The sequence below is a fragment of the Zobellella taiwanensis genome (genome assembly GCF_003012795.1).
GTDB classification, from domain to species: Bacteria; Pseudomonadota; Gammaproteobacteria; order Enterobacterales; family Aeromonadaceae; genus Oceanimonas; species Oceanimonas taiwanensis.
Map to the genome: position 1 here is coordinate 132,634 of NZ_PXYH01000009.1, position 10,810 is coordinate 143,443.

9 protein-coding genes are annotated in these 10,810 nt (G+C 65.0%); 5 read left to right on the forward strand and 4 right to left on the reverse strand.

The window, feature by feature from the left end; genetic code table 11:
* Nucleotides 1-2: 2 nt before the first annotated feature.
* Together capA and C7I36_RS08545 are read left to right on the forward strand one after the other, a co-directional pair.
* Nucleotides 3-2,084 carry a caprolactamase subunit alpha gene (capA, locus tag C7I36_RS08540; protein ID WP_106453297.1) on the forward strand — a complete coding sequence of 694 codons (2,082 nt, stop codon included), beginning with the start codon at nucleotides 3-5 and terminating at the stop codon, nucleotides 2,082-2,084.
* A gap of 110 nt (nucleotides 2,085-2,194) precedes the next feature.
* A complete protein-coding gene (locus C7I36_RS08545; protein ID WP_106453298.1) occupies nucleotides 2,195-3,136 on the forward strand; it encodes an AraC-like ligand-binding domain-containing protein in 942 nt (313 codons plus the stop codon).
* Between the two features lie 335 nt (nucleotides 3,137-3,471).
* Here C7I36_RS08545 and C7I36_RS08550 read toward each other — a convergent pair whose 3' ends face one another.
* A complete protein-coding gene (locus C7I36_RS08550; protein ID WP_106453299.1) occupies nucleotides 3,472-4,497 on the reverse strand; it encodes a DUF2157 domain-containing protein in 1,026 nt (341 codons plus the stop codon).
* Nucleotides 4,498-4,500: 3 nt separating this feature from the next.
* Nucleotides 4,501-5,469, reverse strand: a complete 969-nt coding sequence (locus tag C7I36_RS08555; RefSeq protein ID WP_106453300.1) for a LysR family transcriptional regulator — start codon at nucleotides 5,467-5,469, stop codon at nucleotides 4,501-4,503.
* Between the two features lie 346 nt (nucleotides 5,470-5,815).
* Between C7I36_RS08555 and C7I36_RS08560 the strand changes: the two genes are divergently transcribed.
* Nucleotides 5,816-6,745: a sodium-dependent bicarbonate transport family permease gene (locus C7I36_RS08560; protein ID WP_106453301.1), complete on the forward strand. Its 930-nt coding sequence runs from the start codon at nucleotides 5,816-5,818 to the stop codon at nucleotides 6,743-6,745.
* Nucleotides 6,746-6,855: 110 nt separating this feature from the next.
* Here the strand turns inward: C7I36_RS08560 and C7I36_RS17560 are convergent, their stop codons facing one another.
* Nucleotides 6,856-6,987, reverse strand: a complete 132-nt coding sequence (locus C7I36_RS17560; protein WP_219899624.1) for a putative transporter small subunit — start codon at nucleotides 6,985-6,987, stop codon at nucleotides 6,856-6,858.
* Between the two features lies 1 nt (nucleotide 6,988).
* On the reverse strand, nucleotides 6,989-8,677 hold the full coding sequence (locus C7I36_RS08565; protein WP_106453302.1) for a sodium:solute symporter family protein: 1,689 nt from the start codon (nucleotides 8,675-8,677) through the stop codon (nucleotides 6,989-6,991).
* Nucleotides 8,678-9,100: 423 nt separating this feature from the next.
* Here C7I36_RS08565 and purE point away from each other — a divergent pair, with 423 nt between their 5' ends.
* Together purE and purK are read left to right on the forward strand one after the other, a co-directional pair.
* Nucleotides 9,101-9,595 carry a 5-(carboxyamino)imidazole ribonucleotide mutase gene (gene purE, locus C7I36_RS08570; protein ID WP_106453303.1) on the forward strand — a complete coding sequence of 165 codons (495 nt, stop codon included), beginning with the start codon at nucleotides 9,101-9,103 and terminating at the stop codon, nucleotides 9,593-9,595.
* Nucleotides 9,592-10,659: a 5-(carboxyamino)imidazole ribonucleotide synthase gene (gene purK / locus C7I36_RS08575; RefSeq protein ID WP_106453304.1), complete on the forward strand. Its 1,068-nt coding sequence runs from the start codon at nucleotides 9,592-9,594 to the stop codon at nucleotides 10,657-10,659. The genes purE and purK overlap by 4 nt, the downstream gene beginning before the upstream one ends.
* Nucleotides 10,660-10,810 lie beyond the last annotated feature (151 nt).

The window sequence follows — 10,810 nt, forward strand, 5'->3', positions numbered from 1 at the left end:
TTATGCGTAGCAAATATCGTCTGGGCGTGGACGCCGGCGGCACTTTCACCGATTTTGTACTGGCCGAGAACGACGGCAGCATCCGGGTGTTCAAGAGCCCGTCCACTCCCGAGGACGGCACCATTGCCATCCGCCACGGCCTGGGCCAGATTGCCGAGGCGCTGAACAAGCCGGTGAGCCAGATAGTGCAGGAGTGCGATCTGTGCATCAATGGCACTACGGTGGCGCTCAACGCCCTGATCGAGAAAAAGGGCGTCAAGGTGGGCCTGCTGTGCAGCCACGGCCATGAAGACAGCATCGAGATCCGCCTGGGCCACAAGGAGGAGGGCTACCGCTACGAGGCCGACTTTCCCCCGGCCCACATGATAGTGCCGCGCCACCTGCGCCGGGGCATCGGCGGCCGCTTCCTGGCCGACGGCACCGAGCACAGCCCCCTCAATGAGCAGCAGATCCGCGAGGCGATTGCCTACTTCAAGGAGCAGGAAGTGGAGAGCGTGGCCATTTCCTTCGTGTGGTCGGTGCGCAACCCGGCCCACGAGCGCCGCGCCAGGGAGCTGGTGCAGCAATTTCTGCCCGGGGTGTTTGTCTGCACCGGTAGTGAGGTCTATCCGCAGATCCGCGAATACACCCGCACTTCCACCACCATCGTTAACGCCTACCTGAGCCCGGTGATGCGTCGTTATGTGGAGCGCATCGACGATTACTTCAAGGGCCTGGGCGCCCGTTATCCGGTGCGTTACTTCCAGTCCAACGGCGGCCTGGCCATCGGCGAGGCCATGCAGGGGCGGGCGGTCAACGCCATCAACTCGGGGCCGGCCTCGGCGCCCCAGGCGGGCCTTTATGTGGCGCGGCCCTTCGGCATCGACAACGTGATCACCGTGGACATGGGCGGCACCTCGTTCGACATCACCCTGACCAAGGACAGCCACACCAACCTGAGCAAGGACATCGACTTTTTGCGCTACCGCATCGGCGTGCCCATGATCCAGGTGGAAACCCTGGGCGCCGGCGGCGGCTCTATCTGCCAGGTGGACGAATACGGCATGCTGCAGGTGGGCCCGGAGAGCGCCGGCGCCACGCCCGGGCCGGTGTGCTACGGCAAGGGCGGTACCCGCCCCACCGTGACCGACGCCAACCTGGTGCTGGGCTACCTGAACCCGGACGCCGTGCTGGGCGGCACCATTCGGCTGAACCGGGAAGCGGCCTGGCAGGCGGTGAAAAAGCACGTGGCCGATCCGCTCGGCATCAGCGTGGAAAAGGCAGCCTATGGCATCAGCACCATCGTCAACCTCAACATGGTCAACGGCATCCGCCGGGTGTCCATTGAGCGGGGCTATGATCCGCGCGACTTCGCCCTGGTGTGCGCCGGCGGGGCGGCGGGCATGCACATTACCGCCCTGGCCGAGGAAATCGGCAGCCGCACCGTGCTGGTGCCCAAGGTGGCCTCGGTGTTCTGCGCCTTCGGCCAGATCATCTCGGACGTGCGCTACAACTACCTGGCCTCGGAGCCCATGCCCATCCACCGGGAGGCGGACCTGTCCACCCTCAATGCCCGCTTCCATGAGCTGGAGCGCCAGGGCACCGAGCACCTGCTGGCCGACGGCTTCCAGCTGGGCGATATCGGTTTGGGCCGCAGCGTGGAAATGCGTTACCAGGGGCAGATCCACGAATGCCCGGTGGAGATCCCCGGCGGCGAGATCACCCCGGAGACGGTGGACGCCATGCTGGCCGCCTTCCACCGCCGCCACGAGGAGCTGTATACCTACAGCGAGCCCGGCAACCCGGTGGAGCTGGTGAACATCGAGTCCACCCTCACCGGCCGGGTGAGCAAGCCGCCGGTGCAGCATCGCACCCCCGTGGGCAAGACCCTGGCCGACGCCCTGACCGGCCACAGGCCCATGCTGTTCGACGCCGACGGCCACTGGGTGGAAACCGGCGTGTACAGCGGCGAGCGGCTGGACGTGGGGCTGGAAATCGTGGGCCCGGCGGTGGTGGAAGAGCCCACCACCAACATAGTGGTGCGCCCGGGCTGGTGCCTGGTGCTGGAGCCCAACAACTGCTACCGGCTGACCCGGCTGAAGTAAGGTCACAACTTAATCACTCGTCCCTTGTGATTGCCGCCGGCGCCGGTTTACCATGGCCCGGCGGTTTTTTTGACCGGATCAGACGCAATGGATTTGCGAAGGAAGCGAATATGCATTCATGCCATCTGACCAGTTTGCTGCCGGCGCAGGAGCGGCAGGATTACTGGCGCGGGGTGATCGGAAGCACCTATTTCGACCTGGCCCTGCACTTTACCGAACAACAGCGCTTTTACGGCCAGCTGTGGCGCTGGGACGTGGCGCCCTTCGGCATCTCCTTTCTCAGCACCTCGGCCACCCGCTACCACCGCCTCAAACAGCACATCAACCGGCACGAAGACCACCACTTCCTGATCACCCTTCCCGAGCGCCACGAGGTGCACTTCAGCCAGGAGCGGCGCAGCGTGCGCTGCCGGCCCGGGGGCTTTATCCTGGAGCGCAGCGACAAGCCCTACGAGTTTGAATACGGCCAGGACAACAGCCTGTGGGTGGTGCGGGTGCCCGGCTCGCTGCTGCGCGCCCGGCTGCGACTGCCCGAGCGCTACCTGTTCAGCGAGTTCGACCGCAGCCAGGGGCTGGGGGCGGTGTTTTTCGACTACTTTCGCAGCATCACCAATCAGGTGGCCTACCTGGACGACCGCCAGGCGGCGGCGCTGATGCGCCAGCTGATTGAGCTGTTTGCCCTGGCGGTGGAAGGGGACCCGCGCGCCATTTCCAGCGACGACAGCGGCCTGCGCCAGGTGCACCTGCAGCGGGTGGAGCAGTACATTCGCGATCATATTCGCGAGCCCGGCCTTAATCCCGAACAGGTGGCCGGGGCCTGCGGCATTTCCACCCGCTATCTGCACAAGCTGTTCCAGGGCCAGGAATTCAGCGTCGGCCAGTGGATCCGCGAACTGCGCCTGCAGGGCGCCGAGGCCGACATCCGCGCCGCCGGCCCCGGCCGCACCCTGGCCGATATCGCCTACAAATGGGGCTTCAACGACCAGGCCCACTTCTGCCGCAGTTTTAAAACAAGGTTTGGGATCACGCCCAAGGAAGCGAGGAGTGGGTGAGGTAAGGCGTTTGCCTTAACGGCTCCCCTTGGGAGCACACAGGCCAGTCCTGAGGTTCCCGCAGTGCAGTAAAGCAGGCGGGCCGCCTGCGCTCCACCAGTCAGATGCCAATGGGGCTCTAAATAACAGATCCTAATAGTGCTACATCGACTGGGCCGCGCCCGCAGACACGCCGTGAACCCATCCCTGGGGGCTCCGCCGCGCCATCCGTGGCGCGGAGGGTCTGCTTAGCGGAACCCAGTCGCCGCCGCCAGTGATCTACTATTCGGAACAGCTATTTATCCGGAAGAGTCTTGACCACACCCGTTAGAGGCACGAAATCGGTTGCCTGCATACTACGCCCTTCTCGCCAGCAGTGCGCGCAGCGCGGCGGGCAGGTGCCGTTGCAGGCGCTCGGTCAGTTGCCGCTGGTGGCGCTGCCAGAGGATGCCGAGACCCATCACGGCCAGGCCGATGGCGGTGAGGGCCAGCGGAAACAGCAGGCTGTCCTCGAACACCTCCCAGGCCAGCCAGCCCAGGTACCAGGCCAGGCCCAGGCCGCCCAGGGCGACGAATACCCGCCGGTCCAGCAGGGTGCCGGTGGCTATCATCATGAGGTTGACCAGCAAAAACAGCAGCCGTTCGCCGCCGCCGTTGTCGGTCAGCAGGCAGAGCCCGCCCCAGAAGGTAATGGCGCCGAACAGATAAAGCCAGAAGGCGAAGTCCCGCCGGCTGCGGTTGCGGATGTCCACCCAAAAGGCCAGCAGCACCATCAAGAGCCCGAACCAGAGCGATACCCACTGGCGAAACTCCCAGCCGGCGACATCCCGGCCGCTCAGCCACAGGCTCAGGTCCATGCTCATATACCAGAGGGTGGCGGCCAGGGGCAGCAGCAGAAAGGGCTGGCGATAGCGCCACAGCATAAGCCAGCCCACCGCCAGGGTGGCCAGCTCCAGGCTCAGCCAGCGGCCGTGGATGAGGCGGTGGTACTGACGGTAGTCCAGCGCCGGATCCCACCAGCCCAGGGCAACTTGCAGGCCGTACAGGGTGAGGGGTGTCAGGCAGATCACCAGGGCGGCGAGAATGCCGCTCGGCACCCACAGCCGCCGCTGCTTGAGCCCTTCGGCCAGGGCCAGGGCGGGCAGGGCATAGAGCACACCCAGACCCACCAGGGCCCAGCCGCCGTACTGCTGCCAGCCCAGGGTCATAAAGAGAGTCATGGCGCCGATGGCGATAAGGCCGCCCAGGTAATAGAGAAGATGGGCGAAGCGAAAGCCGGCGGGGGCGCCCTGCTCGAGGAACTGCCACAGGGGCGCCACCTGCTCCGGGTGCAGCAGGCCCCGGCGGGCCGCCTGCTCCAGTTGTTGGCGATCTATCTTCATGGCTCAGGCTCCCTTGCCCGGGGTGTCGATATGGGCCAGCAGCCTGGCCAGGTCATTGTGGATATAGCGGCTGTCGATGCAGCTTGCCAGGTTGTCGTTGATAAAGCGGACAAAATTCGCCGCCGGGTAGGGCAGGCGGCGGTTGTTGTGGCACACCAGGTACCAGTGGCTAGTGAGCGGGAACTCGGGCAGCGCCGGGCGTCCCAGGCGGTGCTCGCCCTCCGCCAGGGTGTGCTCCGACAGCACCGCCAGCCCCAGGCCCTGCTCCACGCTCATGCGCACCACCTCGTTGCTCTCTATCTGCATCACCCGCTTCAGCTGCAGGTTGTGGTTGCGCAGCCATTCCTCGAACACCAGCCGGGTGGCGCTGCCCGGCTCGCGCAGCAGAAAGCGCTCGCCCAGCAGGGCGGAAAAGTCCGCCGGCGGCCGGCGCGCCGTCCAGTGATCCGGCGGGGTGATCAGCACCAGCGGATTGCGGATAAAGCGGCCGCTCAGGGTGTGCTCGCCGGCGGGCGGATGGCTGAACAGATAAAGATCATCCTGCTGGTGGCGGTGGCGCTCCAGGATGTAGCCCCGGTTGCCCACGCTGATGGACACCTCCACCTCGGGAAAGCGGCGGTTAAAGGGCCCGAGCAGGCGCGGCAGTATGTATTTGGCGGTGGTCACCACCCCGATACTGAAGCCGCCGCGGGTGCCCTGGCGGGCGTCCTGCAAAAAGCCGTTGAAGTCGTCGAAGCGGGAGAGGGCGTCGAGGGCGGCGTGGTAGAGCTCGGTGCCCACGGCGGTGGGGCGGATGCGTCCTTCCTGGCTGTCGAGCAGGGGCTCGCCCACCGCCTCGGCCAGGCGCTTGAGCTGCTGGGACACGGTGGGCTGGGTCAGGTGCAGCTGGGCGGCGGCGCGGGACACCGAGCCCAGCCGCACCACGGCCACGTACACCTGCAGCAGGCGAAAGGTCAGGTGGCGTATGTTCATAGATGATTATCTATATCTTCTGTTATTAACATTTATTGGTAACTATATACCTTGATCCGCACAATGTCCGCCGTTGTATTCCTGGATAGGCAATCGAGTCTGACTGGGCGCCGGAAGGAAACTGCTAAGCCGACCGTGACATGCCAGGGATGGCATGTCCGAGCCCCCATGGGGCGAGCTTGCTTGGCGTAACGAGCTTTTTCGGCCTGACCGAACATCCAGTGAATGTTCGCAGCAGGCCGAAACAGCGAGTGTCACGTCCTATGGCGAGTCGGCGTGTAGTTCCTTCCGGTGGCGAGCTCATGGTCTGACTTACTGCTCTACTTAATTATCACGAGGATTTGTTATGCCGGATATTGTAGTGGCGTTTTTTGCGCTGGGAGTGGTGGCGGGGCTGGCCCGCTCGGATTTGAAGGTGCCCAAGGCGGCCTACGACACCCTCAGCATACTGCTGATGCTCACCATCGGCTTTAAAGGGGGCCTCGCGCTGCACGGCAACCTGCACTGGCGGCTGCTGCCCGAGCTGCTGGCGGTGGCCGCCCTGGGCGTGCTCATTCCTCTGCTGTGCTACCCGGTGGCGCGCAAGCTGCTCAGGCTGAACAGCGCCAACAGCGCCAGCATCGCCGCCCACTACGGCTCGGTCAGCGCCGGTACCTTCGCGGTGGCCCTGGCCTACGCCCAGAGCCTGCAACTGGAAATAGCCCCGCAAACCACCCTCTACCTGGTGTTGCTGGAGCTGCCGGCCATCATCGTCGCCATCTACCTGTACAAGACCCTGTCGGGGCAGGATACCGGCAGCAAGGCGGCGGTGTGGCACGAGGCGCTCACCAGCCGGGGCGTGGTGCTGCTCACCGGCGGGGTGTTGATCGGCTACTTCTATGGCCCCGAGCAGTCGGCGCCGGTGAGCGATCTCTTTATCACCGCCTTCAAGGGCCTGCTGGCGCTGTTCCTGCTTGAAATGGGGCTGTGCACCGCCCAGGCGCTCACCCCGGTGCCCTGGCGGCGCTGGCCGGTGATGCTGTTCGCCCTGCTCGCCCCCCTGGTGCTGGCCGGCATCGGCGTGGGCGCGGCCTGGCTGCTGGGGCTGCCGGCGGGCTCGGCACTGATTTTGGTGACCCTGGTGGCCAGCGCTTCCTATATCGCGGCCCCGGCCGCCATCGGCGCCGCCATCAAGGAGGCGGACATCGGCCTGGCCATGCTGGCGGCGCTGGCGGTGACCTTTCCCTTCAACGTGGTGGTGGGCATACCGCTCTATGCCCGCCTGCTGGCAGCCTGAGTAAAGGCAAAGCAGGTCGGGACATCATGCGAAGCGGCAGCGCATGTACTGTCGGTATAAAAAAGCGGACCCCTTGGGGTCCGCTTTTGCCTGGATGGATGGCAAGGGAGCTACACCAGCTCCCGGTTTTCCTGTTTGGCAACGGCCACGTCGTTCCATACCCCTTTGCAGATGCGTACCAGCACCCAGAGGGTGAGGGCGGGCCAGATCAGGATGTAGGCGCCGAGCAACAGTTCGTTCATATCAGGACTCCTTGACCAGTCGGGTGGGGGTGCGGGCACCGGCATTGCCGGCGGGGCGGACGCGGTTGTCGTAGCTGCCCACACGCTGTTTGATAAGTTCAAAATCGAATTCCTCCCGGGTCAGCAGGCTCATCGCCACGCACACCAGGGTGCTGACGCCATAGGCCACCAGAGAAGAAAGCAGTACCGTGTATTCCCGCAAAAAGCCGGTGGCGAAGAACATCAGCGCCAGGCCGGCGATAATGCCGGCGGCAAAGCCGATGCGCTTGCCCAGAAAGCCGAACGCCATCAGGCCGATGACCACGCCGCCGCCGATGCTAGCCAGCAGTTCAAACCCCAGGGCTACGGCGCCGGTCATGGGCAGCAGCTCGAAGCGGGCCACGCAAAACAGCACCAGCGCCGCCAGCACCGAGGTGGTGAAGGCGCTGTTGGTGACCCGGCTCCAGAAGCAGCTGGCGATTACCGGGAATACAATGGCCCCCCAGAGTGCCCCCACAAACACCAGCATCACCAGAATATCGAGAGAGAAGCTGGCGAACACAATGCCCAGCATGGTGGCCACTATCATGGTCAGCCGGCCGATCAACAGCATGCGCTTGGGGCAGGCCCGGCCCCGGGCAATGTTCTTGCCGTAGACGTCGGCCATCATGATGGCGGAGAGCGCCGACAGGTCCGAGTCGGCGGTGGACGACAGGGAGCCGATCACCAGGATAAAGAACAGGCCGATAAACACCGGCGGCAGGTAGCTGGACACCATTTGCGGGATCAGGTTGTTCATGTTGCCGTTCAGGGGCTCAACGCCGTTGGCGAGCGCCATCAGGCCAATCATGCCCAGGCCAATGACGATGGCGCCGTAACCCAGGGTGGCGGTGAGGAAGGTGGGCTTGATGTGTTTTTCGTTTACCGCGAACAGCCGCTGGGAAATGGTCTGGTTGCCGATGGCGTAGGCCAGCACCGCCACAAAGTAGGGCGCGCCCTGGTGCAGTATGGCCTCGGTGGAGAACAGGTTGGTCTGCTCGGCGGTCAGGTTGTCAAAGCCGTTCAGCACCTCGGCCGGGCCGCCCATGGCGAACAGCACGGCGGGGATGATCACCACGGCAATGGCCATGAGCGCAATCAGCTGGGCGAAGTCGGTGAGCACGGAAGCGCGAAAGCCCGACCACAGGGTGTAGCTGAGCACGCCCACCCCGGCGATGATGACGCCGGTCTGGAACGACAGGGGCGACAGCACCGACACCAGGGCGCCGGCGGCGGTAAAGTTGACCATCAGGCTGATGATGCTGCCGAGCAGGTTGGAAAAGGCCAGGATCAGCTGGCTCGACGAGCCGTGGCGGGCGTGGATCACCTCGCCCAGGGTATGGGCCCGGGGTGCCAGGGCGCGAAAGCGCCGGCCAAAGGGATAGATGAACAGGATCATCAGCGCGCCCCACAGGCCGTAGTGCAAGGGGCCCGACACCCCGTAGGTATAGCCCGAGGTGGCGGCGGCGTAGAAGGAGGCGGCCCAGATCCAGGTGGCGGTCATGCTGGCCGCGCCCATGCCAAAGCCGACGCTGTGGTTGGACACCATAAAGGCGTCGGTATCTTCCTGCTCTTTTTTGATAAAGGTGGTGATTAGGTAGGTTCCGCCGTAAAAGGCGGCCAGCAGCAGCAATACTGTGGTGCTGGAGAATTGGTAGAGTTCCAAGTTCATCTCCCTGTTCTTGCGAAAAAACACAGACACGCCCCCCGCGGCATCGCCGAAAGGCGAAACGCAGGGCACGAATTGGACGACCTGGCTAGCGGCAACGGACGTGTAGAACCCGTAACAAGGGCTCGGCAAACCATTCAGGGGTGAAAGCAATGCGCTTTAAAGACGTTGGCGGTAGCCGGGTATGGTGCGGTCGACGGCACGGGGCCGGGGGTCAGGGTAACGCTTCGAGTGCGCCCATCATAAGGCGGAATCCTCCTCTCATGGTGTTCGGCCGGGGGTGGCGGCCAATACCTTAGCGGCCCGCCCGGGCAATGTCCACCCCCGGGCGGGCGCGGCCGACTAGCCGCAAAACCGGCGTTTCGCTATAATCCGCGCTCCCCCTGGATCCACCCCATTGCAGAACGTTGTTGAACAGGAGTAGTCATGCAAGCAAAAGTTGCCGTCATCATGGGCTCGAAAAGCGATTGGCCCACCATGCAGGGCGCTGCGGAGATCATGGACAAGCTGCAGGTCGCCTATACCGTGGAAGTGGTGTCGGCCCACCGCACCCCCGACAAGCTGATGGCATTCGGCGAGCAGGCCGTGGCCCGCGGCTATGAGGTGATCATCGCCGGTGCCGGCGGCGCCGCCCACCTGCCGGGCATGGTGGCAGCCAAAACCCGCCTGCCGGTGCTGGGCGTGCCGGTGCAGAGCAAGGCCCTGAGCGGGCTCGACAGCCTGTTGTCCATTGTGCAGATGCCCAAGGGCATCGCCGTGGGCACCCTGGCCATCGGCGCCGCCGGCGCCTTCAACGCCGGCCTGATGGCCTGCCAGATCCTGGCCAACAACGACGCCGCCCTGGCCGAACGGCTGGAGGCGTTCCGCGCCGAGCAGACCGAGGCGGTGCTGAGCCAGCCGGATCCGCGGGAGGAAGCATGAGCCGTATCTGGGTTCTGGGCGCCGGCCAGCTCGGCCAGATGCTGAAGCACGCGGGCATGCCCCTCGATCTTGAAGTGTGCCCGGTGGACATCGAATCGGAAGAGACCTTTCCGCTTGAGCTGCACGAGCAGGTCACTGCCGAACGCGAACAGTGGCCGGACACCGCCGCCACCCGCCAGCTGGCGGCGCACCCGGGTTTCGTCAACCTGAACACCTTCCCCATACTGGCGGACCGCTTCACCCAGAAGTCGCTTATCGACAAACTGGAGCTGGCCACCGCGCCCTGGCGCCTGGTGGAAGCGGACACCACCGCCGACGGGTTGCACCAGGCCCTGGGCGAACGGGTGCTGCTCAAGCGCCGCACCGGCGGCTACGACGGCCGCGGCCAGCACTGGCTGCGCGAGCCGGGCCGTGACGCCATTCCCGATGACTGGCACACCCAGGCCATCGCCGAGCAGGCCATCGACTTCGATGAGGAAGTGTCCATCGTCGGCATGCGCGGCGACGACGGCCAGTGCCATTTCTATCCGCTCACCCTCAACCTGCATGTCAACGGCATCCTGCTGGGCTCGGTGTCGCCCCTGGCGCGGCTGGCCCACCTGCAAGCAGAAGCCGAGGGTATGCTGGGCAAGCTGATGAACGATCTGGACTACGTGGGCGTGATGGCCATGGAGTGCTTCCGGGTCGGCGATCACCTGCTGATCAACGAGCTTGCCCCCCGGGTGCACAACAGCGGCCACTGGACCCAGGCCGGCGCCAGCGTCAGCCAGTTCGAGGCGCACCTGCGCGCCGTGGCCGGCCTGCCTCTGGTCAAGCCGCGGGTGAAAAACCTGAGCGTCATGGTCAACCTGGTGGGCACCGAGCGGGACAACGGCTGGCTGGCGGTGGACGGCGCCGAGCTGTACTGGTACGGCAAGGAAGTACGCCCCGGCCGCAAGGTGGGCCACATCAACTTCTGCCTCGACAGCCAGGCCGAGACCCGCTCGGCCCTGGACCGGCTCGAACCCCTGCTGCCCGCCAGCTACGGCCCCGTGCTGGACTGGCTGCGCAGCCAGCTCGACTGAGCCCCACACCCCGCTCCGGCGGGGTTTTTTGTTTGCCCGGCGAAGCCGGCAAACCCGGCCATCTGAAAGAAGATGGCGTCACCCCGACTGAGGGGAAGACAATCCGACTGGCAAGGGCGCCACTGGCCAACGGTGGGGTCTGAAGGAAGCC

What these genes read in the sequence shown, in the direction of transcription:
- capA (WP_106453297.1), top strand. Translation starts at nt 3, where the DNA reads ATGCGTAGCAAATATCGTCTGGGCGTGGACGCCGGCGGCACTTTCACC.
- C7I36_RS08545 (WP_106453298.1), top strand. Translation starts at nt 2,195, where the DNA reads ATGCATTCATGCCATCTGACCAGTTTGCTGCCGGCGCAGGAGCGGCAG.
- C7I36_RS08550 (WP_106453299.1), bottom strand. Translation starts at nt 4,497, where the DNA reads ATGAAGATAGATCGCCAACAACTGGAGCAGGCGGCCCGCCGGGGCCTG.
- C7I36_RS08555 (WP_106453300.1), bottom strand. Translation starts at nt 5,469, where the DNA reads ATGAACATACGCCACCTGACCTTTCGCCTGCTGCAGGTGTACGTGGCC.
- C7I36_RS08560 (WP_106453301.1), top strand. Translation starts at nt 5,816, where the DNA reads ATGCCGGATATTGTAGTGGCGTTTTTTGCGCTGGGAGTGGTGGCGGGG.
- C7I36_RS17560 (WP_219899624.1), bottom strand. Translation starts at nt 6,987, where the DNA reads ATGAACGAACTGTTGCTCGGCGCCTACATCCTGATCTGGCCCGCCCTC.
- C7I36_RS08565 (WP_106453302.1), bottom strand. Translation starts at nt 8,677, where the DNA reads ATGAACTTGGAACTCTACCAATTCTCCAGCACCACAGTATTGCTGCTG.
- purE (WP_106453303.1), top strand. Translation starts at nt 9,101, where the DNA reads ATGCAAGCAAAAGTTGCCGTCATCATGGGCTCGAAAAGCGATTGGCCC.
- purK (WP_106453304.1), top strand. Translation starts at nt 9,592, where the DNA reads ATGAGCCGTATCTGGGTTCTGGGCGCCGGCCAGCTCGGCCAGATGCTG.